At 43.8% G+C, this 20,575-nt stretch carries 23 protein-coding genes and 1 other annotated feature; of the genes, 15 read left to right on the forward strand and 8 right to left on the reverse strand.

Going from position 1 to position 20,575, the window contains the following annotated elements; translation table 11 throughout:
* Positions 1 to 32: 32 nt before the first annotated feature.
* From ehuA to ehuB, 4 genes are all read right to left on the reverse strand, one after another.
* Positions 33 to 803 (reverse strand): ectoine/hydroxyectoine ABC transporter ATP-binding protein EhuA, encoded by a 771-nt coding sequence (ehuA, locus tag ABDZ72_RS02450; protein ID WP_343750948.1) that lies wholly within the window; start codon positions 801 to 803, stop codon positions 33 to 35.
* Positions 800 to 1,537, reverse strand: a complete 738-nt coding sequence (gene ehuD / locus ABDZ72_RS02455; RefSeq protein WP_343750950.1) for an ectoine/hydroxyectoine ABC transporter permease subunit EhuD — start codon at positions 1,535 to 1,537, stop codon at positions 800 to 802. The genes ehuA and ehuD overlap by 4 nt, the downstream gene beginning before the upstream one ends.
* The gene (ehuC, locus tag ABDZ72_RS02460; protein WP_343751019.1) at positions 1,534 to 2,196 is read right to left on the reverse strand and encodes an ectoine/hydroxyectoine ABC transporter permease subunit EhuC; all 663 of its coding nucleotides are present in this window, start codon (positions 2,194 to 2,196) and stop codon (positions 1,534 to 1,536) included. Before ehuC ends, ehuD begins: the two co-directional genes overlap by 4 nt.
* A gap of 144 nt (positions 2,197 to 2,340) precedes the next feature.
* A complete protein-coding gene (ehuB, locus tag ABDZ72_RS02465) occupies positions 2,341 to 3,249 on the reverse strand; it encodes an ectoine/hydroxyectoine ABC transporter substrate-binding protein EhuB (RefSeq protein ID WP_343750951.1) in 909 nt (302 codons plus the stop codon).
* A 430-nt stretch (positions 3,250 to 3,679) separates the two neighbouring features.
* Here ehuB and ABDZ72_RS02470 point away from each other — a divergent pair, with 430 nt between their 5' ends.
* The 3 genes from ABDZ72_RS02470 to proS all read left to right on the forward strand — a co-directional run bounded on the left by ABDZ72_RS02470 (position 3,680) and on the right by proS (position 7,037).
* On the forward strand, positions 3,680 to 4,165 hold the full coding sequence (locus ABDZ72_RS02470) for a DUF456 domain-containing protein (RefSeq protein ID WP_343750952.1): 486 nt from the start codon (positions 3,680 to 3,682) through the stop codon (positions 4,163 to 4,165).
* Between the two features lie 18 nt (positions 4,166 to 4,183).
* The gene (gene thiD, locus ABDZ72_RS02475; RefSeq protein WP_343750953.1) at positions 4,184 to 5,017 is read left to right on the forward strand and encodes a bifunctional hydroxymethylpyrimidine kinase/phosphomethylpyrimidine kinase; all 834 of its coding nucleotides are present in this window, start codon (positions 4,184 to 4,186) and stop codon (positions 5,015 to 5,017) included.
* A 301-nt stretch (positions 5,018 to 5,318) separates the two neighbouring features.
* Positions 5,319 to 5,542: a binding site (T-box leader), on the forward strand.
* Positions 5,543 to 5,597: 55 nt separating this feature from the next.
* Positions 5,598 to 7,037, forward strand: coding sequence for a proline--tRNA ligase (proS, locus tag ABDZ72_RS02480; RefSeq protein WP_343750955.1), 1,440 nt, complete (start codon positions 5,598 to 5,600; stop codon positions 7,035 to 7,037).
* Between the two features lie 255 nt (positions 7,038 to 7,292).
* Here the strand turns inward: proS and ABDZ72_RS02485 are convergent, their stop codons facing one another.
* Both ABDZ72_RS02485 and trhO read right to left on the reverse strand, forming a co-directional pair.
* On the reverse strand, positions 7,293 to 7,772 hold the full coding sequence (locus ABDZ72_RS02485; RefSeq protein WP_343751020.1) for a glutathione peroxidase: 480 nt from the start codon (positions 7,770 to 7,772) through the stop codon (positions 7,293 to 7,295).
* A gap of 88 nt (positions 7,773 to 7,860) precedes the next feature.
* Positions 7,861 to 8,844: an oxygen-dependent tRNA uridine(34) hydroxylase TrhO gene (gene trhO, locus ABDZ72_RS02490; protein WP_343750957.1), complete on the reverse strand. Its 984-nt coding sequence runs from the start codon at positions 8,842 to 8,844 to the stop codon at positions 7,861 to 7,863.
* Between the two features lie 311 nt (positions 8,845 to 9,155).
* Between trhO and ABDZ72_RS02495 the strand changes: the two genes are divergently transcribed.
* From ABDZ72_RS02495 to ABDZ72_RS02520, 6 genes are all read left to right on the forward strand, one after another.
* A complete protein-coding gene (locus tag ABDZ72_RS02495) occupies positions 9,156 to 9,356 on the forward strand; it encodes a cold-shock protein (protein ID WP_343750958.1) in 201 nt (66 codons plus the stop codon).
* 135 nt (positions 9,357 to 9,491) lie between these two features.
* Positions 9,492 to 10,193, forward strand: coding sequence for a class I SAM-dependent methyltransferase (locus ABDZ72_RS02500; protein WP_343750959.1), 702 nt, complete (start codon positions 9,492 to 9,494; stop codon positions 10,191 to 10,193).
* Positions 10,183 to 10,506 carry a hypothetical protein gene (locus ABDZ72_RS02505; protein ID WP_343750961.1) on the forward strand — a complete coding sequence of 108 codons (324 nt, stop codon included), beginning with the start codon at positions 10,183 to 10,185 and terminating at the stop codon, positions 10,504 to 10,506. Before ABDZ72_RS02500 ends, ABDZ72_RS02505 begins: the two co-directional genes overlap by 11 nt.
* Positions 10,491 to 10,949 (forward strand): GNAT family N-acetyltransferase, encoded by a 459-nt coding sequence (locus ABDZ72_RS02510; protein ID WP_343750964.1) that lies wholly within the window; start codon positions 10,491 to 10,493, stop codon positions 10,947 to 10,949. The genes ABDZ72_RS02505 and ABDZ72_RS02510 overlap by 16 nt, the downstream gene beginning before the upstream one ends.
* 108 nt (positions 10,950 to 11,057) lie before the next feature.
* Entirely contained in the window at positions 11,058 to 11,720 is a 663-nt protein-coding gene (locus tag ABDZ72_RS02515) for a TraR/DksA C4-type zinc finger protein (RefSeq protein WP_343750965.1), read from the forward strand.
* Between the two features lie 86 nt (positions 11,721 to 11,806).
* Positions 11,807 to 12,016: a zinc ribbon domain-containing protein gene (locus tag ABDZ72_RS02520; protein ID WP_343750967.1), complete on the forward strand. Its 210-nt coding sequence runs from the start codon at positions 11,807 to 11,809 to the stop codon at positions 12,014 to 12,016.
* A 56-nt stretch (positions 12,017 to 12,072) separates the two neighbouring features.
* On the opposite strand, the gene ABDZ72_RS02525 is transcribed toward ABDZ72_RS02520, so the two are convergent.
* Positions 12,073 to 12,738 (reverse strand): hypothetical protein, encoded by a 666-nt coding sequence (locus ABDZ72_RS02525; RefSeq protein ID WP_343750968.1) that lies wholly within the window; start codon positions 12,736 to 12,738, stop codon positions 12,073 to 12,075.
* 263 nt (positions 12,739 to 13,001) lie between these two features.
* Positions 13,002 to 14,324: a S1C family serine protease gene (locus tag ABDZ72_RS02530; protein ID WP_343750969.1), complete on the reverse strand. Its 1,323-nt coding sequence runs from the start codon at positions 14,322 to 14,324 to the stop codon at positions 13,002 to 13,004.
* A 166-nt stretch (positions 14,325 to 14,490) separates the two neighbouring features.
* On the opposite strand from ABDZ72_RS02530, the gene ABDZ72_RS02535 reads away from it, so the two are divergent.
* The 6 genes from ABDZ72_RS02535 (at position 14,491) to arsC (ending at position 20,561) form a co-directional block, all read left to right on the forward strand.
* Complete coding sequence (locus ABDZ72_RS02535; RefSeq protein WP_343750970.1) at positions 14,491 to 15,180, forward strand: response regulator transcription factor; 690 nt, start codon at positions 14,491 to 14,493, stop codon at positions 15,178 to 15,180.
* Complete coding sequence (locus ABDZ72_RS02540; RefSeq protein WP_343750972.1) at positions 15,177 to 16,496, forward strand: sensor histidine kinase; 1,320 nt, start codon at positions 15,177 to 15,179, stop codon at positions 16,494 to 16,496. Before ABDZ72_RS02535 ends, ABDZ72_RS02540 begins: the two co-directional genes overlap by 4 nt.
* Before the next feature lie 59 nt (positions 16,497 to 16,555).
* Positions 16,556 to 18,385 (forward strand): translational GTPase TypA, encoded by a 1,830-nt coding sequence (typA, locus tag ABDZ72_RS02545; RefSeq protein WP_343750973.1) that lies wholly within the window; start codon positions 16,556 to 16,558, stop codon positions 18,383 to 18,385.
* A gap of 88 nt (positions 18,386 to 18,473) precedes the next feature.
* Positions 18,474 to 18,749 (forward strand): DUF1232 domain-containing protein, encoded by a 276-nt coding sequence (locus ABDZ72_RS02550; protein ID WP_343750974.1) that lies wholly within the window; start codon positions 18,474 to 18,476, stop codon positions 18,747 to 18,749.
* Positions 18,750 to 18,793: 44 nt separating this feature from the next.
* A complete protein-coding gene (locus ABDZ72_RS02555; protein WP_343750975.1) occupies positions 18,794 to 20,092 on the forward strand; it encodes an arsenic transporter in 1,299 nt (432 codons plus the stop codon).
* A 43-nt stretch (positions 20,093 to 20,135) separates the two neighbouring features.
* Positions 20,136 to 20,561: an arsenate reductase (thioredoxin) gene (gene arsC, locus ABDZ72_RS02560; protein ID WP_343750978.1), complete on the forward strand. Its 426-nt coding sequence runs from the start codon at positions 20,136 to 20,138 to the stop codon at positions 20,559 to 20,561.
* The last annotated feature ends 14 nt before the right edge of the window (positions 20,562 to 20,575 follow it).

Genomic DNA, 20,575 nt, shown 5'->3' on the forward strand with positions numbered 1-20,575 from the left:
TTTTCGATATGATAAACGCAAATGTCGTGGTGTTATGACCGGAACCGATGCAAAAAGTTCTGCAGTCGTTCATTTGTGGAATTTTCCAGTACGTCGGTCGGCCGTCCTTCTTCAGCAATCACGCCATTATCAAGAAACAGCACGCGATCTGCAATGTCACGGGCAAATTCCATTTCATGCGTGACCAGCACCATGGCCATATCCCCTTCTTCAGCAATCCCGCGAATGACCTCTAACACTTCACCAACTAGTTCAGGATCAAGTGCTGAAGTAACCTCATCGAACAGCATAATCTTCGGCCGCATGACGAGTGCACGTGCCATTGCAACACGCTGTTTTTGCCCACCGGAAAGCTGGTTGGGATAGTCATCAAGTTTATCGTTTAATCCAACTTTCTCAAGCATCTCAATCGAGCGTTCTTTTGCTTCTTTTTTTCCGACTTTCTGGACATGTATTGGCGCCGTCATGCAGTTTTCAAGGATGGTCATATGGGGGAACAAGTTAAAATGCTGAAACACCATACCGATGCTGCCGCGAACTTGTCGTAAATGTTTTTCATTCGCTGGGGTGAGCTCACCATCCTTTTCCATGTGCCATAAATAGTTCCCATCAACCATGATGCTACCGGATGTTGGTTGTTCGAGTGTCATCAGCATCCGGATAATGGTGGTCTTTCCTGATCCACTTGGGCCAATGACGGCAACTTTTTCGGCCGGTTTGATATCCAAATCAATCCCAGTTAACACTGGGGTCTCGCCAAAGGATTTATGCACATCCTGGTAACTTACAATGGGCTCTGTCATTGTTGTGAAACAGCTCCTTTCTCTTCTTCTGCAGGTTGTTTGTTGGCGGTTGGTTCCCCTTTTTCGAAACGACGGTTCATTTTTCGCTCCAGTTTATTAATAAGTATGGCAGATGGATAACTCAGGACAAGGAACAGAAGCGCCACGATCGTCAATGGTTCCAAGTACCTGAAGTTTGCCGAACCGTATGAATTGGCTAAGTTTAATATTCCGGCGACACCAATGGATGCCGCTAAAGGGACTTCTTTAAACATGATGATTAAATAGTTTCCAAGCATAGGAATAGTAGGAGGAATTGCCTGTGGTAAAATAATTTTAGACCACTTTTGCCTTGTTGAAAAATTCAGTGCCTTAGCTGCTTCCCATTGGCCTTTGTCCACTCCATCAATCCCGGAACGGTAAACCTCGCCGATATATGTGCTGAAATGAATGCCGAGCCCTAAAACAGCACTGGTGAACGGGTCAAGGGTGAAACCAATAACAGGAATCATTGGCAATGCATAAAATATAAAGAACAATTGAACCAGTGGCGGTGTGGAGCGGATAAATTCCATGATCCAAGTGAACAGCCATTTTACAGGTTTAATCGGAATACGGTTAAGAAATGGCCAGACAAAACCAAAAATCAATGCAAATAGATAACAGGCGATGGTTAAGCCCAGCGTAATACCAAGTCCCTGTATAATAATTGGGAAGGAGTCATAGAATGTATCCCATTGCCAATTGCTTATCATTGGCTAGCCACTCCTTTCTTGGACACCTTTTCCATTTTTCTAGTCAGCCATATCAACGGCAGTGCCATGATGAAGTAGAAAACAAGTATGAGAAAATAGATGGTTGGTGCCTGTGAAATATTGTTACTGCGAAGAATATCACCGTAATACAATATATCGGTCATACTTATTAATGAAACGAGTGATGTTGCTTTTAGCATCTGGATGAGATAATTACCGAATTCCGGGAGCATCATACGGACCGCCTGGGGAAAAATAATCAGTCGCATGCGCTGAAATGGTGACATGTTCAGCGCTGTTGCAGCTTCTGTTTGTCCTTTTGCTACCGACAGTATCGAACCACGGACGATTTCTGACATATAAGCACCATAATTAAGTGCGATAGCCAGCACACCCGCCCAATAGTTACTTCCAATATCGATACCAAATAAAATGGGCAACGCATAATAAAACCAGAATAACTGTACAATCAGTGACGTTCCTCGAAATATTTCCACATAAAATCTGGTGAATCCTCTAAGGATAGGATTGTTGGCCAGACGGCAAAAACCTGAGATAAATGCGATTAAATAGCCGAGAATGATGGATCCCAATAACACGTTAACGGTGACGCCAATTCCCTGCATTAAATTTGGAAATATATCGGCTATTGCGCTAATGATAATCACTCCTTTGAAGCATCATTTTATTTATTGTCAAAAAGTATAAAAGAATAGGGTCAACCCCCTTGGGCAGGGAGCCAGACCCTATGGAGTCGTTGTTTGTTTATTGAACAGTCGATTTAGTAGATCGGTTAGTGCGTTTTACCACTTTTCACCACTGCATATTTCTTCTGTTTTTATATCTTCCGGTGGTGCGTTATATTTAGGATCAAAACCATTCTTTTCTAACATTTCAGCGACTGTACCGTCATCAATCAGCTTTTGCAGTGATTCATTGTACGCTTTACGGAGTTTATCGTTGTCTGGATGAAATGCCGCAGCACCATAGCTTGGAACCCCTTTAATATCGGGCTGTTTAAAGTCATTTACAAATTCAAGATTATCATTGCCGGCAGATTTTAACGCCATTTTCACCGTCATTTCTGTACCTGTCGTTGCATCAGCGCGTCCGGATTCCACAGCTGCGAATGTAGCAGCAATATCGGATGCTTTCTTTATTTGGCTTTCTTTTACCCCCATTTTTTGCACATATCCAATTTCTGTTGCTCCTGACATAATGGATACGGAAGCCCCGGTCTCGGCGATATCTGTATAACTATGAAGATCTTTAGGATTTCCTTTTGGTACAATCAGTCCTTCACCGTAAACCATTTCCGGTTGACCGAAATCGGCATTTTCGCACCGATCCGGTTTAATAGCCATACCTGCTGTGATGACATCAAATTTACCTGCGTTCAAACCAGCAACAAGTTCACCAAACTCGGAAATTTTTCCATTTACCGTATCAATACCCATGTCGGCAAATACGGCTTCAGCAATATCTACTCCTGCACCTTTCAGTTCTCCACTGTCATCTTGATACCCATACGGTTTTTCATTCGCAAAGCCAATGGTAACTTTTCCTGCTTCTTTTAATTCAGCAAGTTTGCTTTGATCCCCACTTTCACCATTTTCCTCCTTACCACTCGTTTCCTCTGAGCCGCCTGATCCGCAAGCAACCAGAAAAAGAAGTACAAGTGTAAAAATCGAAAGTAATTTTAATCCTTTCATTGTCTAAATGACCTCCCTTTATTTTGGGATAAACCGAATGTCCATTAATGATATGGACGCTCTGTTTATCCTAGACTTCTTAGTCTTTCCGGATTGGGATAAGATTTGTTTCATGATATGCATAAAAAAACGTATGTAGTACAACTTTTTATTAGCAGCAGAATAGTAAAAGCAGTGAGAAAAATGCTATAATATAATCCTATAGGGATGTTGAATGGAATTCAAAGAGCATTTTTTCAGATAATTTGGAATATACAAGCAAAGCAGTGTGTGAAGGATATATAACTTGTCTTTACCAAATTATGCTTAAATATAATATATATTACTTGTATATGCTTTAAAATTGTTAGTATTAAAGGAATTTTTGTAAACAAAAAACGGTTGTATTACATCAGATTATTTTGTAGAGCGTTATCGTTGGAGGGAGCAAATGCTGGAAATTATTAGTTGGGTTGTTATAGTTGTACTATTCATCGCAAGCTTTGCAGGCGTCATTTTTCCTGTCGTCCCATCGCCACTCGTGCTGTGGATAGGTTTTCTACTCTATCATTTTGTTATTAATGCCGATGAACTGTCAGTATGGTTCTGGACAGGCATGGTTGTATTGACCGTGATAGTGATCGCAGCGGATGTTATTGCGAATAGTTATTTTGTCAAAAAATATGGCGGCAGCAAATGGGGCGAACGTGGTGCTGCGGTTGCTGTCATCATCGGTTCATTCATAATGCCACCATTTGGTATTATTATTCTTCCGTTTATCACAGTATTTGTGATTGAAATGGTACAAAAGAAAACATCAGGAGAAGCTATACGTGCATCCATTGGCTCTTTGATTGGATTTTTAGGTGGCGTTGCTGCGAAAGTTGTTATTCAACTCGTTATGATTGGATGGTTTTTTGCAGCTATTTTATTCTAATGATAGGGAGTGTTTATATTGCGTATACCATCACGAGTTATGACCTTTGCCGGATCTGCGGCTGGAGGCAGTGCCGGCATTCAAGCCGACTTGAAGACATTTCAAGAATTGGATGCTTACGGAATGAGTGTCGTGACAGCGCTTGTTGCTCATCATCCGGAGACGGATAAAAACGTTCATTTGCAGACGATTGAAGCGATTGAAGCACAGTTTGCAACGGCTATCAAACAAGTAGGGGTAGATGCGCTTAAAACAGGCATGTTATTCTCTGAAGACATTATCGAAAAAGCGTCAAATCTGATTGCCACATCGGATGTCCGTACGATTGTGGTTGATCCGGTCATGGTCGGAAAACTTGATTCGAAGTTGTTGGCTGATAATGCCATTGGTATGTTGCGGGACAGGCTCTTGCCTATGGCGCAGATCATTACACCGAATGTTCCGGAAGCCTCTTATCTGCTGAATGGCAGGGCGATGCATACATTGGACGACATGAAACAGGCTGCTATTGATTTGCATGAACTGGGACCAACGTACGTCCTCGTTAAAGGTGGCCGCCTGAAAGGGGAAGCGATTGACGTATTATATGACGGCGAGACGTTGATCACTTTCGAGGCGCCTAGGATTGATACGGTAAATACGAGCGGAGCAGGCTGTACGTATTCAGCGGCGATCACCGCCTATTTGTCAAAAGGATATTTGGTTCCCGAAGCCGTTCGTTTGGCAAAAAGTTTTGTTACAACAGCGATCGAGTATGGATTTTCCTATAATGATATGGTGGGTCCGACGTATCATGCCGCAGAACGTGTGCAAGGAGAAGCACATACGATTAAAGTGGAACAACTGGTCTAAGCTGAGCACTGATAGAGGAAAGGCCAGGCGACTTTAGCCTGGCCTTTCCGGTTGATAAATTTCAAATCCGGTTGATAAATTTCAAATCCGGTTGATAAATTTCAAATCCGGTTGATAAATTTCAAATCCGGTTGATAAATTTCAAATCCGGTTGATAAATTTCAAATCCGGTTGATAAATTTCAAATCCGGTTGATAAATTCCCAATCCGGTTGATAATTCAATTAATTAGTAGATTTTCCCCATTGGCTTCGATTAATCCTTGACTTTGCAGCAGTCTCCGTATATATTGGAACATAATATAGGAAACGTTGATGAGGATCAGTACAATTTATCGTCTTTCCCAGAGAGGAAATGGTCGGTGAGAATTTCCAAAGGCGTCATTGGAACCTGCCTCCTGAGTTCGCCGTTCGAAAGGCTTGTTGCTGTAAGACGGCGCGGTGTTAAACCGTTATGATAAAAGTGTGCAGCATATCGGTCATACTGCTGTAAACAAGGGTGGTACCACCAGACCTCGGTCCCTTTCAGGACGGAGGGTTTTTGTTTTTCCAAAAATGGATAGGAAGTAAGGGGTGTTTTCTTTGGGTCAAAACAATAAACAATTTGTTGAAAATATTACGGCTATGGAAGATGACTTTCCGCGTTGGTATACCGATGTTGTGAAACAGGCGGAATTGGTTGATTACGGTACCGTTCGCGGCACGATGATCATTAAGCCATATGGGTTCGCCATCTGGGAAAATATTCGTGATCAATTGGACCGTCGCTTCAAAGAGACGGGCCATTCGAATGTCTATTTTCCGTTATTTATTCCGGAGAGCCTTCTGCAAAAGGAAAAGGATCATATTGAAGGTTTTGCACCGGAAGTGGCCTGGGTAACACAAGGCGGAGATGAAGAACTGGAAGAAAGAATTTGTGTCCGTCCGACATCCGAGGTGCTTTTCGGTGAATATTATGCCAAAAATATTCATTCTTATCGTGATTTGCCGAAACTCTATAATCAATGGAGCAATGTTGTTCGCTGGGAAAAAACGACACGGCCATTCTTACGTTCGCTGGAATTTCTTTGGCAGGAAGGGCACACGTCCCATGCGACCCAGAAAGACGCAGAACAAGAGACGGCGCAAATGCTGGATATTTACGCGGAGCTTTGTGAACATTATCTCGCTTTTCCTGTCCTGCGCGGAAAGAAGACGGAAAAAGAAAAATTCGCCGGTGCCGAGTATACGTTAACGATCGAAAGTTTGATGCATGACGGCAAGGCATTGCAGTCCGGCACATCACACTATTTTGGAACCGGATTTGCTGAAGCTTTCAACATTCGCTACTTGGATGAAGACGGTGAAGAGAAGCCGGTTCATCAGACGTCTTGGGGCATGTCCACTCGGATTATGGGTGCATTGATTATGGTTCATGGTGATAACCGTGGGCTGGTGGTACCGCCGAGAATTGCTCCGACACAGGCGATGGTTGTACCGGTCGCTCAGCATAAGGAAGGGGTGCTGGACAAGGCGTATGACTTGCGCGATCAGCTTCAGCAACTGGTTCGTGTCGATATTGATGGCAGTGACAAAAAACCGGGCTGGAAATTTAATGAGTATGAAATGAAAGGCATTCCTGTCCGGATTGAAGTTGGGCCGAAAGATATCGAGAATGAACAGGTCGTTCTTGTCCGGCGGGATTCCGGTGACAAAGAGTTTGTCCCGTTAAGCGAATTGGAAGAACGGTTGCCGGCTCTTTTGGAGGAAGTACAACAAAACCTATACAGCCAGGCATTAACACATTTGCAGGAAACAACCACCACTGCTAAAGACATGGATGAATTTAAGCAGGCACTTGAAGAGAATCCAGGGTTCATTAAAGCAATGTGGTGCGGTGATGAAGCATGTGAGGAAAACATTAAAGATGAAACATCCGCTACATCACGGTGCATTCCATTTGAACAGGAGGCCGTTTCCAACTCTTGTGTATACTGTGGCAGAGAAGCGAAAGAAATGGTCTACTGGGCAAGAGCTTATTAAAATGAAAAAATTGGGTGCTGCCAGTACTGCCGCCCGATTTTTTCATTAGAAAACCGGAAAGCCAGGCGATTTTAGCCTGGCTTTCCGGTTGATAAATCCCAATTCCGGTTGATAAATCTCAATTCCGGTTGATAAATCCCAATTCCGGTTGATAAATCTCAATTCCGGTTGATAAATCCCAATTCCGGTTGATAAATCTCAATTCCGGTTGATAAATCCCAATTCCGGTTGATAAATCCCAATTCCGGTTGATCTTCATCCATGAAGAAGCTTTTCAATATCCGGTTTCAATTGTTCCGGTTTTGTTTGTGGTGCGAATCGTTTCACAACATGACCATTCCGGTCGATCAGGAACTTCGTGAAATTCCATTTGATGCGATTGGTTATCATACCTTGGGCTTGCTCGGTCAGGTGAACAAACAGTGGGTGGGCATTGGCTCCTTTTACATCTATTTTGCTGAACAAGGGGAACGTCACACCGTAATTCCGCTGGCAGAAAGCAGAAATGTCGTCATCTGATCCAGGGTCTTGCTGATTGAATTGATTGCACGGAAAGCCAAGCACCGTAAAACCTTGCTCCTTGTAATCGTCGTACAGTTTTTGCAGGCCCTCCAGTTGTGGGGTGAAACCGCATTCGCTGGCCGTATTGACAATGAGAAGGACATGGTCGTTATAGTCGGCTAATGATTGTTTCTTTCCGTCAATTGTTTTCGCATGAAAATCGTAAACGGTAATAGTGAATCATCTCCTTTGTCAAAGAGGATACCAAATGAAATCTGATCCGTACATAAAAAAAGGGCCAGCTGTGTGCGCCGGCCCACCATTATGCATCTTGTTTGGACTGATTCTCTTCCTCAATGTTCGCAAGTTTTTGATTGAATTCTTCCTGGGATAAACTGTGCTCTCTGACATACAAGTTATCCCGGCTCACTCGGCATTCATGCGTACAACCGCGCATATATTTATGTTCATTTTCCTCGGAACAAATGATCTGTTTATTGCAATCGGGATTGGCACAATTGACATAACGTTCACACGGGTGTCCGTCAAAGTAATCTTTGCCGACAATCACGTGTTCGTTCTGATTGATGGGAACTGATATTCGCTTATCAAAGACATAGCATCGGCCATCCCAAAGTTCGCCCTGGACATCCGGGTCTTTGCCATAGCTGACAATGCCGCCGTCCAGCTGATTGACATCTTCAATGCCTTCATTCATGAGCCAACCGGTGAATTTTTCACAACGGATACCGCCGGTGCAATAAGTGAGCACTTTCTTGTCTTTAAGTTGATCCTTGTTTTCGCGAATCCAGTCCGGAAGATCACGGAACGTTTCGATATCGGGACGGATGGCACCACGGAAATGTCCGAGGTCATATTCATAATCATTGCGTGCATCCAAGATAACCGTTTCTTCATCCTGCATGGCGTCATAAAATTCCTTCGGTGAAAGGAACGTAGCCGTTTTTTCCAACGGACTAACAGCCTCGTCCTCATTCATTTTCAGGCTGACGATTTCTGGACGGTGACGCACATGCATTTTCTTAAAGGCATGCCCATCATGTTTGTCAACTTTGAATGTCATGTCGGCAAACCGTGAATCGTTGTGCATCGCTGCCATATATGCCTCCGTCTGTTCAACCGTTCCGGATACCGTACCGTTCAGCCCTTCGTTCGCCACCATAATACGGCCCTTCAGACCAAGATCCTGACAAAAAGCCAAGTGCTCTTCTGAAAATGTGACTGGATCATCAATCGGGACGAATTTATAGTACAGCAAGACGTGATAGTTGTTGTTCTGTTCCATTGTATTACCACCTGTCATTTATATTTGCAAGATACAAATGCGGGGTCGATATTTGATTTTAAATCTTGCGTAGGTTATTATACCAATGTCAGCCATATGACTCAAATCGAATCGCTTACGAAAATGCAGGCATGATAAAATATTTTTCGAAAATAGCAAATCAGACGTTGCAAATGTTTGTATAATGACGTATACTGGTAATCAGCAAATGAAATTGAAATTAGTAATACTTTACGATCTCTTGAATAAGTGGTGTAAAGGTATTTAAGATTCAATTACTTTGCACAACACGTATAAGGAGGTCGTTTATTATGTTAAACGGTACAGTAAAATGGTTTAATGCTGAAAAAGGTTTCGGTTTTATCGAGCGCGAAGAAGGTGACGATGTTTTCGTACACTTCTCTGCTATCAATCAGGAAGGCTTCAAAACACTTGAAGACGGCGAAAACGTTGAATTCGAAATCGTTCAAGGAGATCGCGGTCCTCAAGCATCTAACGTCAATCGTCAATAATGAAATGCGTCCGGAGGTAACATCCTAATGGACGCGAAGCCATAAATGGTTTCCTCAAAAAAAGCTTATCTCACAGCTGGGATAAGCTTTTTTTATGTGTAACAGTCAGAAAGAATATAAAATGGAGGGGACGTCATGAATCAGTCGTTTTGCTGGCATCGGAAAGCGAAAGATGAATGGGATGATCGGGCTGACTTCTGGCATGAACGAAGTAAAAAAATGTGGGATAGCGGAAGTCGACAATCCATTATTCCATTTATCAGAAATCATTTGAAACAGGGCAGCAATATTTTGGATGTCGGTTGTGCGGACGGATACGGTGCATATAAATTGCATCAAAACGGATACGATGTAACTGGCGTCGACTTATCAACGGTGATGATTCGCCAGGCCCGTGCAGGACTGCAGCATACAGGGATCGAATTTTTGCAGGGGGATGCTTGTGATTTACCGGCTGCATCCAAAAGTACCGATGGGTTGATGGCCATAAATGTGCTGGAATGGACTGAAACGCCTTCACAAGCGCTTCAAGAGTTTTCCCGTGTTCTAAAAAAAGATGGTCTGTTGTTTGCCGGCATTCTCGGACCGACGGCAGGGCCCCGACAAAACAGCTATGCCCGTCTTCAGGGACAACCAACGATTTGTAACACAATGATGCCATGGGAGTTTCGTCAGCTTGCTTCTGAATATGGGTTCATGTGTGACGGCGGATTTGGTGTCTACAAAGAAGGGGTTTCCGAGTCCCATTATCAAGGGCTTCCGGATGACCTTAAACAGGCGTTAACGTTTATGTGGGTGTTTATGTTAAGAAAGGCAGGGGATAGCCATGACGGATAACGACAAAGACAAGCAGATTATTGAACGTTACCAGCAAGATGAAAAAATGATGATTCTCGTTTATGCTCAGTGGTGTATTAATCACGATTTGGATCCGAACGCTATTTACAAACGTGCATACCCTGATCAGATACATAATGAGTTATTGGAGGACGTGTTGGAACAAACGGTTTCCAAACAAGAATCGGAGGACATACCTGATCAGACTGTTATCCAGGCTTTGCAGGCATTTGGCAACGATGATCTCGCATTTGCTGTGCAGGAACAAATCGACCGGTTTAAGAGGGGGGAAGGGAGATGGAATGGTACGTAAAAACGTTTAACGAACTATCAAATGACGAATTATATGCGATTTTGAAACTGAGAATGGATATATTTGTAATGGAACAGAATTGTATGTATTCGGAGTTGGATAATTACGACCAAACATCGTTTCATTACTTTTTAAAGGATGGTCACGAGATTGTAGCGAATGTTCGTATTTTGCCGGCGGAGACGAAATTTCCGGAAGCGTCCATTGGTAGGGTTGTGGTCAATCCAAAATATCGCGGCAATGGGTATGGCCAGCAGATCATGCGGAAGTCGATTGATTATATGACTACAGTTCTTGCTGAACCCTGTATTAAAATCCAGGGTCAAAAACATCTGGAGCGGTTTTATACAGAACTTGGATTCAGAAGAACCTCTGAGTCTTATCTTGAGGATGGAATTCCACATATTGATATGGTTTGGGTGCGTGGTGAAAGTTTTTTGTGAAGTCTGGCCCCTGTCACCATGAATTGGAATGATGGACGGTGTATCATCCATAAGGATTGACACATAGTATGGTTAGCAATTCATTTATTGAATGGAGGTTGCTGACATATGATGACAAATGATCAGCTGACACAATGCAAACATGCGTTATTGGAACGGCAAAATGAGTTGATTAACCAGGTGCAGGAACACTTTGGCACCTCTCTGGAACTGACAAAAGAATCGATGGGCGAATTGTCCAATTATGATAATCATCCGGGTGATATGGGGACCGAATTATTTGAACGGCAAAAAGATGTGGCGCTTAATGAACATGCGGAGAAGGAACTGGCCGATATTAATGCCGCTCTTCATGCGATTCATGACGGTACTTATGGTATATGCAGGGAATGTGGAGTAGATATTCCGTTTGCACGGTTGGAGGCAATGCCAACAGCAGATCACTGCCTGAAGCATGCAAAAAGCAATGAGAATCTTGCCATGAATGACCGGCCGGTGGAAGAAGGCGTATTCAGTCCCAATATTAATGCGGATGAGGTGACTGCTGAGGAACAAACAGCCTATGATGCGGAAGATGCGTGGCAGGATGTGAGTCGATATGGTACATCAGAAACAGCTTCCGACTTTTATGGAAACCAGGATTATGATAGTATGTACCCTAACAGTGATGAGCGCGTCGGTAGTGTCACCGATGAAGAAAGTTTTTTGGCAGCTGACCAGCTGGGTAATTTTACCGGCCCGGCACCGAATCATCGGAAATATGAGGAATAATCCGTTTATTTTTGTAAAAGAATGATCGAAAAAAATGAAACGTGAACGCCTTATCATCTGTACAGCATGCCTAAGAGGTGATAGATATGGAAGATAACGATCGAGGTTGTGTAAAATGTGGAAGTGCGGATGCTGAACAGAAAGAAGTGGCCATGTCCGGGACAGGCCTTTCCAAAATGTTTGATGTGCAGAACAACCAGTTTTTAGTGGTTTCTTGCAAAAACTGCGGATATACAGAGTTTTACAATAAGAATAGTTCCACCGCCAGCAATATTTTTGACTTCTTTTTTGGATGAAAAGGGGCTGGGACAAAACGAATAACTACACGTTTTTTGTCCCAGCCCTTTTTCGGTTAAAATCCACCGAGCATGGATCCCATGATATTTCCAATCATTGACTGAGCAAATGCTCGGATGAACACGCCGAACACCAGTGTGGCGAGTGCATATAATCCAAGCAGAATATAGATCCGATCTATTCCTTCCGGTGTCTGTTCCATCAGGATAAACGTTGGAACCATCATTAGTAGTCCCAGTATACTGATGAAAATAAACAGTCCGGCTAAAACAGAAAGGCCAATCAAGGAAAAGACAAGTGCAACAACATACAAAATAGCGAAAGGCACTAAATACGCCCCATATTTAGCCAGAACATCCGCAAAGGTCACTGCTTGAGCAGCAAGTTTCGCCCCGGCGAATGTTATACCTGCCATAATTAATTGCAATAGAATAAAGACGATAAATGGCAACACAAGGCTGTCTATAATAGACACATTCATATAAAAACTTGCCAAAATGGAGTACTGGATAACGAAATAATAGCTGAAGGCAATGATTAACGCGAACAATGCCATAACAATGGCTGCAGAGACAATGTCGGTGTGATTGGCTTTTTTGGCAATACTTGGACGTTTTAAAAGGGCACCGCAAAAATGGACGACATTCGTACCAATTTCTTTTAGTTTTTCAACGAAATCATCATTAGTTTCATAATGATCGGCATCTGAATTGGTTGGCACCGAGTTGTTCTCCAAACCGTTTTGTCCTGAATCCTCTGGAATCAATTGAGACCCACAATTGGTGCAAAATTTACCTTCTGCTGATTGTTGCCCGCACGAAGGACAGTACATGTGATTCACTTCCTTTCCGCATAACAGCTTTAAATGCTCTATTCATAGTGTAACATGTTTTGGTAATTGAGGGGGGAATTGACTTGGGGCTAAATAAAACGGACTCACAGCGTTATAGCTGTAAGTCCGTCAGCTGGAAAACCTTCTTCATATTATGATTCTTCCCGTTTAACAAGTTTCAGCGATTTCGTCTGTGGTTCGCCATCGCGATAAATTTCCAGTTCAACTTTTTCGCCGATTTTGGTTTCGCTATACATAAATTTGCGCAGATCCAATAGTGATGTCACTTTGTTGCCGTTAATTTTCGTAATGACATCAAACTGCTGCAGATTCGCTTTCGCTGCTGGTGATCCGGATTCAACCTTTGCGATAACCATGCCGCCTTCTACATCGTCTGGAATCTGAATCTGGTCGCGGTATTGCGGTGGAACCTGATCAACTGATGCTGTGCTGATTCCAATATAAGGGCGTGCAACCTGGCCTTTATTTTCAAGTTCTTTTATGACAGGTAGTGCAGAGTCGATTGGAATGGCAAAGCCGATGCCCTCCACTTCACGGCGGGCTATTTTCATGGAATTAATCCCGATGACCTTTCCATCCTTGTTAATCAGTGCACCACCACTGTTACCGGGGTTGATAGCTGCATCGGTCTGAATCACCTCGGTCATCCAATCCGGCTGTCTGTCCCCGTTCGTGTCAACGCTTATGGTACGTTCCAGTCCACTGACAATGCCTTTCGTTACGGAGTTTGCAAAGTTCATTCCAAGTGGATTGCCGATTGCGATGGCCATATCACCAACTTGCAGGTCGCTGGAGGAACCGAGGTTTGCAACCGTATCGATTTTGCTACCGTCAACCCGGAGAACGGCTAGGTCTGTCAGGCGATCGGCTCCGAGAACCTCTGCTTGCATGCGTTCATCGTCATTCAATACGATTTCAACGTCATTGGCGCCGTCAACAACGTGATGGTTGGTTACAACGTAGGCATCTCCGCCTTCTTTTTTGTAAATAATGCCGGACCCGGCGCCGGATTTTTTACTTTGTGCCCAGATGCTTTGCTGCTGCTTCCGAACGACGCCAACAACAGCTTTTGTGGCCTCCTGCATGTTTTCCGCCAGATTTCCTTCATTATTGGAAGCTATCGTTTTTTTGACTTCAGGAGCTTTTGATTCCCCGTCCGTTACTGCTGCGGAGGATGTGGATGACGATCCATCCCCATTTCCGTCGTTATTGGCAGGAATGATATTCGTTGAGAACAGAAGAGCGACAATCACAGCGGAAACAAGTCCGCCGAACAGGGCGCTGATAAATTTCCCGGCACCCGCATTTTTCCTTTTATTATTCGTCTGTTGGGACGCTCTCTGCTTTGCTGACTGCGTAATGCCGTTTTCCGTTTGTTGTTCATGCGGATCCGACGACTGGCCTTCTGACTGATTATGTTCATTGAATTCATCCGAGTTATTATTCCGTTCCATGAATTCATCACCTCTTGTGTTAAGATTAAAGCACTTCTTATGATAATGGGTGTCTTTGGTGCAATTTTGGCATATCGTTGGCAGAAATGTGTAAATTGCCTTTTGGTGTTATACCCATTATTATGTAAAAATAATCGTTAGAACGCAATCGATGGAGGTCCGATCTATGAAAAATCATATTGGCGTTGTGGAAGACGATCCAAATATCCAAAATATTGTTTCCGCTTATTTAAAAAAAGAAGGATTTACGATAACGGTCATGGAATCTGCTGAACAAGCATGGGAATGGTGGGAGACACAGCCGCCAGATATGTGGATTCTTGATATTATGCTTCCCGGTATGGACGGCTATGAATTTTGCAAACGTATACGCCGGGAGACGGATGACGTTCCGATCATTATCATTTCTGCAAAGGATGAGGAATTTGACAAAATTCTTGGGTTAGAACTGGGCGGGGATGATTACTTGACGAAGCCATTCAGCCCCAGGGAATTAGTAGCTCGAGTCAAACGGGTGTTCAAGCGTACGAAACCGGGAGAAGATATAGATGCCGGTGATAAGTTAAAAGCCGGCAGTCTGTTGATTCACCAGGAAGAACGCAGAATTTTCTGGTATGGTGAGGAACAGGATGTCACGACGAAGGAATTTGATTTAATGCTTATCCTGGCGGCAAATCAGAACAGGGCTTTTTCCCGTGACGAACTGTTAATGAAAGTTTGGGGGGACGATTATTTTGGCAGTGATCGGGCTGTCGATGATCTGGTTAAACGCATTCGTAAAAAGTTAACAGCCATTCCCTTGGAGACCGTGTGGGGATATGGTTACCGGCTGCGCGTTGACGAGGACGGGCAATGAGACTGCAATCACAGCTTAATGCGGCCTTTACAGCGCTATTGTTGGTTATTCTCACCGTTGCAGGAATTGTCATTTATTCCTTGATCCTCAATATGCTCATTGAGGACGAGCGTGCCGAACTGAAGCAAAAAGGTGAATTGCTTGTGCAAGTATTAAATGAGCAATATCAATCGAAGCGGGGCAATCAGGGTGTCCGTCACTTTTTGCAGCAACAGGATCTGCAGCTGTTTCTCTATGATCGAAGCCGGAATAGGGTACTTTTTTCCACTATGCCGGACCGTTATGTGCAAGGGTTTTCCTCCAAACAGTACTTTGCGGATAACCAGGAAACGTTATGGGATGCAGGTAACAGTAAATTTGTCACATCACGAATTTTGTTTCAGCCGAAAACCACGGGATTGGAATTAATTTTACTGACACCGCTCGATGATTTGCAGGCGATTCAGCAAGATTTTTTCAGACGGCTCGTCATTGTATTCCTGATTGGTACGATCGCTGCGGTAATGCTCAGTTATCTATTAACGAAAAAATTGGTCACTCCACTTACTAAACTTAAAAAACAACTGAAAAAAATTGAAAGACGCAAATTTGATCAGATAGAACCGATCAAGGCAACAGGTGAAATTAAAGAGGTGGAGCAAAGTGTCTATGACATGGCTGCTGAACTCGAACGATACATGGCATCTCAGCAGGCTTTCTTCCAAAATGCATCGCATGAATTGAAGACACCGCTTATGACGATTCAAGGCTATGCAGAAGGAATCCGCGATAAGGTATTTGATGAGGCCGATCAGGAAAAAGGACTGGAAATGATGGTAACGGAAGTGGAGCGACTAAAAAAAATCATTAATGAGATGATTTTTTTGGCGAAATTGGACAGTGACCGCTCAACCTACCATCCTGAATCCATACGTGTTTCTGAACTGTTGGACCAAGTATTGGATAGGGCTTTGCCGATTATAAACGAAAATGGTGTAACACTGCATCATGAGGTTGATAAAAACGTGTATGTTATAGCTGATGCGGAAAAATTTCTGCAAGCACTTCTCAATCTGACGTTCAATGCCATCCGGCACGCTTATTCCCAGGTGAACGTAACGGTTTCGGATACGGCTATTGTTGTTGAGGACGATGGAGAAGGTATTTCAGAAGACATGCTCCCACATATATTTCACAGGTTTGTAAAAGGTAAAACCGGAGAGACCGGTTTGGGGCTCGCCATTGCTCGGGCGATCATCGAACAATCCGGTGGAAAAATAATGGTGCGTGATTCAGATTTAGGTGGCGCGAAGTTTATCATTGTTTTACCTGAATGAACAGTTATGGTATAATAATGTAGTTTTGAGTAATCCTTAAATATAGAGGAGCGTACGTTATGCAATTAAGAGAAGATATACGCAATATCGCTATTATCGCTCACGTTGACCATGGCAAGACGACACTTGTTGACGAGATGCTGAAATATTCTGGGACGTTTCATGAACATGAACAAGTGGACGAACGTGCGATGGACTCGGACGATATTGAACGGGAACGGGGCATCACCATTTTAGCCAAAAATACGTCTCTGCGCTATAATGACACGACTATTAACATTTTGGATACACCCGGGCACGCTGACTTTGGCGGCGAAGTGGAGCGCATTATGAAAATGGTGGATGGTGTTATGCTGGTCGTGGATGCTTATGAAGGCTGCATGCCGCAAACACGGTTCGTCCTGAAAAAAGCACTCGACCAGAAACTGACGCCTATTGTCGTACTGAATAAAATCGATCGTCCAAGTGCACGGCCGAATGAGGTCATCGATGAAGTGCTGGATTTGTTTATTGAACTTGGTGCAGACGAAGACCAATTGGAATTTCCGGTTAAATATGCGTCTGCTATCAACGGAACGTCAGGTGATGAGCCGGATAACCAAGAAGAAACGATGGATCCTGTGTTCACGGAAATTCTTGATCACATTCCGGCACCGGCGGATACTAAAGAAGAACCACTACAGTTTCAAGTTACACTTCTGGATTACAATGATTATATGGGTCGAATCGGCATTGGCCGAGTTGTCCGCGGTAAGATCAGTGTTGGACAGCAAGTGGTTGTTTTGAAAAAAGATGGCACACAGAAATCATTCCGAATCAGTAAATTGTTCGGGTTTATTGGCCTGAAACGAATAGAAATTAAGGAGGCAGCTGCTGGGGATATCGTTGCTATCTCAGGTATGGATGATATTAACGTCGGTGAAACTATTTGCCCGCAGGATCATCCGGAAGGTCTGCCATGGCTCCGTATTGATGAGCCGACACTGCAAATGACGTTTGTTACGAATAACAGCCCATTCGCCGGAAAAGAAGGCACGTATATTACGTCACGGCAAATTGAAGAACGACTGATGAAACAATTGGAAACGGATGTCAGTCTGCGGGTGGAACGAACCGAATCGCCTGATGCGTGGACCGTATCCGGGCGTGGTGAATTGCACCTGTCCATTCTGATTGAGAATATGCGCCGCGAAGGTTTTGAGTTGCAATTGTCAAAACCTCAGGTCATCATTAAAGAAATAGATGGGAAGAAACACGAGCCGGTTGAGCACGTTCAAGCCGATGTTCCGCAAGACTATACAGGTCCGGTCATGGAGGCACTCGGGGCCCGGAAAGGTGAAATGTTGGACATGGTTCATCAGAGTACCGGCCAGGTTCGTCTGGAATTCAGGGTACCGTCACGTGGGTTGATTGGTTATGCCACTGAATTTATGTCTCAAACGCGCGGCTACGGCATTTTAAACCACTCTTTCGACGGTTATGAGCCGATTGCTAAAGGTCAGGTCGGCGGCCGCCGGGAAGGTGTGCTTGTCAGCATGGAAAATGGCAAAGCAACAACCTATGGTATTATGCAGCTTGAAGACCGGGGCGTGATTTTTGTCGAACCGGGAACCGAGGTGTATAGTGGTATGATCGTTGGCGAGCACAACCGGGAGAATGACTTGACCGTCAATATTACGAAAGCGAAACACTTGACGAACGTTCGCTCAGCAACGAAGGACGAGACAGCAACGATAAAGAAAACGCGTAAGCTAACTCTGGAAGAAGCGCTGGAGTTTTTGAATGATGACGAGTATTGTGAAGTGACACCGGAATCTATTCGTCTCCGCAAAAAAACATTGGATAATAACGAACGTCAAAAGGCTGCGAAAAAATCCAAATCAAGTTAAATAGAACTGGAATATACCCGGCAAGAGTTCCAAGTGATCTTTTGTCGGGTTTTTTAATTTATTCCAGGTGAAAAGAAGGTGTAGACGCGTGCGGAAATTTGCTAAACGAATCCGGTTTTTATTTCGTTTTCATAAGTCCATTCCGTTTTTGAAGGATTTTTTTCTTTCCAACGAAGTAAAAAAACGAACGAAATGGTTTTATCTATTATTGATAATTGGTTATGGTCTGTTTCCGTTCGATTTTATTCCGGATTTTTTCTATATGGTGGGAATCTTTGACGATATAACCGTAGCGGTTTTTCTGCTGCAGCGAATGGTACAAGCTGCACCGGACTCGTTGAAAGAAAAACATGGTTTCGACTGATGCCATGGAAGGAATGTTAAAACAGCATAGGGGGGGGAACGATATTGGATTTACAGACCGTTTCAGCAATTATTATCTTCCTGGTGACACTTGTTCTGATTATTTGGCAGCCTAAAAATCTGGGAATTGGTTATACAGCCTGTTTTGCTGCTCTTGTTGCCTTGGCTGTTGGGGTCGTTTCGTTTGAAGACGTGATGGCTGTTGCTGATATCGTCTGGAATGCGACACTCGCGTTTGTGGCGATTATCATTATATCGCTCGTTCTGGATGACATTGGGTTTTTTGAGTGGGCGGCGCTTCATATGGCGCGGTTAGCAGACGGCAATGGATTGAAAATGTTTTTGTACATATCTGTGCTCGGTGCCATCGTTGCGGCGTTGTTTGCCAATGACGGTGCAGCACTTATTTTAACACCGATTGTTCTGGCAATGGTTCGGGCTTTGAACTTTCGAGATGCGTTTATTTTGCCGTTTATTATGGCGAGTGGATTTATTGCCGATACGACATCGTTGCCGTTTGTTGTCAGCAATCTGGTTAATATTGTATCGGCAGATTTTTTCGGGATTGGTTTTTTGGAGTATGCAGCTCGTATGATCATTCCAACCTTGTTTTCACTGACAGCGAGCATTTTGGTTCTTTTCCTCTTTTTCAGAAAGGATATCCCCAGGAGCTATAATATTACGGAATTAAAAGAGCCGCGTGATGCGATTAAAGATGGAAATATGTTTCGGCTGTCGTGGCTGGTGCTGGCGGTATTAGTGATCGGCTATTTCATGAGTGAGTTTATTGCTGTGCCGGTCTCGTTTATTGCGGGAACTATTGCGATTATCTTTTTATTGCTCGGTCGGAGGAGCAGTGCTGTGGAAACAGGTAAAGTCATCAAGGGTGCTCCGTGGGATATCGTGTTTTTCTCACTTGGTATGTACGTTGTTGTCTATGGACTGCGCAACGTTGGGCTGACAGACATGCTTGCAGGTGTTCTTCATTCTGCAGCTGACCAGGGATTATTTACTGCAACGATGACGATGGGCTTTCTGGCCGCTATCCTGTCATCTGTCATGAATAATATGCCGACTGTCATGATTGATGCGCTCGCTATTGCTGATTCGAATACAACCGGAGTAATGAAGGAAGGACTTATTTATGCCAATGTCATCGGCAGTGACCTTGGACCGAAAATAACTCCGATTGGATCATTGGCTACACTTCTCTGGCTGCATGTTTTGCGTACAAAAGGTGTCAACATTTCGTGGGGTTATTACTTCAAAGTTGGTATTGTTCTTACAGTACCGACATTATTCGCAACCTTGACCGGGCTGTATTTGACGTTATGGCTGCTGTAGAACGGTCCGGCTATTCATTTCCATAAAGGAAGGGGCATGAACCATGACGACAAAACCGATTTTATACTTTTTGTGTACTGGAAATTCCTGTCGAAGCCAGATAGCGGAAGGATTCGGCAAAAAACATCTTGGCGATAAGTGGGATGTCAAGAGTGCAGGGATAGAGGCACATGGCTTGAATCCGCTCGCGGTCAAAGCAATGGAAGAAGTGGGTGTTGATATTTTCGATCAGCAGTCAAGCATCATTGATCCGGAAACACTTAACAATGATGAATTGGTCGTGACATTGTGCGGTGATGCGCATGATAACTGCCCAGTGACTCCACCACATGTACGAAAAGCGCATTGGGGTTTTGATGATCCGGCAAAAGCGGAAGGGACGGACAGAGAGCGATGGGCGGTTTTCGAGCGCGTGCGGGATGAAATTGAACAGCAAATTATCCGTTTTAAAGAAGCGGAATTCATTTGATCGAGGCAAGTGCA

Origin of the sequence: Lentibacillus halophilus (assembly GCF_039522485.1) — a bacterium.
Taxonomy (GTDB): domain Bacteria; phylum Bacillota; class Bacilli; order Bacillales; family Amphibacillaceae; genus Lentibacillus; species Lentibacillus halophilus.

Excerpts from the sequence above, each read along its gene's own strand:
- ehuA (WP_343750948.1), bottom strand. The coding sequence starts at position 803 with ATGACAGAGCCCATTGTAAGTTACCAGGATGTGCATAAATCCTTTGGC.
- ehuD (WP_343750950.1), bottom strand. The coding sequence starts at position 1,537 with ATGATAAGCAATTGGCAATGGGATACATTCTATGACTCCTTCCCAATT.
- ehuB (WP_343750951.1), bottom strand. The coding sequence starts at position 3,249 with ATGAAAGGATTAAAATTACTTTCGATTTTTACACTTGTACTTCTTTTT.
- ABDZ72_RS02470 (WP_343750952.1), top strand. The coding sequence starts at position 3,680 with ATGCTGGAAATTATTAGTTGGGTTGTTATAGTTGTACTATTCATCGCA.
- trhO (WP_343750957.1), bottom strand. The coding sequence starts at position 8,844 with ATGGAACAGAACAACAACTATCACGTCTTGCTGTACTATAAATTCGTC.
- ABDZ72_RS02495 (WP_343750958.1), top strand. The coding sequence starts at position 9,156 with ATGTTAAACGGTACAGTAAAATGGTTTAATGCTGAAAAAGGTTTCGGT.
- ABDZ72_RS02500 (WP_343750959.1), top strand. The coding sequence starts at position 9,492 with ATGAATCAGTCGTTTTGCTGGCATCGGAAAGCGAAAGATGAATGGGAT.
- ABDZ72_RS02505 (WP_343750961.1), top strand. The coding sequence starts at position 10,183 with ATGACGGATAACGACAAAGACAAGCAGATTATTGAACGTTACCAGCAA.
- ABDZ72_RS02510 (WP_343750964.1), top strand. The coding sequence starts at position 10,491 with ATGGAATGGTACGTAAAAACGTTTAACGAACTATCAAATGACGAATTA.
- ABDZ72_RS02515 (WP_343750965.1), top strand. The coding sequence starts at position 11,058 with ATGATGACAAATGATCAGCTGACACAATGCAAACATGCGTTATTGGAA.
- ABDZ72_RS02520 (WP_343750967.1), top strand. The coding sequence starts at position 11,807 with ATGGAAGATAACGATCGAGGTTGTGTAAAATGTGGAAGTGCGGATGCT.
- ABDZ72_RS02530 (WP_343750969.1), bottom strand. The coding sequence starts at position 14,324 with ATGGAACGGAATAATAACTCGGATGAATTCAATGAACATAATCAGTCA.
- ABDZ72_RS02535 (WP_343750970.1), top strand. The coding sequence starts at position 14,491 with ATGAAAAATCATATTGGCGTTGTGGAAGACGATCCAAATATCCAAAAT.
- ABDZ72_RS02540 (WP_343750972.1), top strand. The coding sequence starts at position 15,177 with ATGAGACTGCAATCACAGCTTAATGCGGCCTTTACAGCGCTATTGTTG.
- typA (WP_343750973.1), top strand. The coding sequence starts at position 16,556 with ATGCAATTAAGAGAAGATATACGCAATATCGCTATTATCGCTCACGTT.
- arsC (WP_343750978.1), top strand. The coding sequence starts at position 20,136 with ATGACGACAAAACCGATTTTATACTTTTTGTGTACTGGAAATTCCTGT.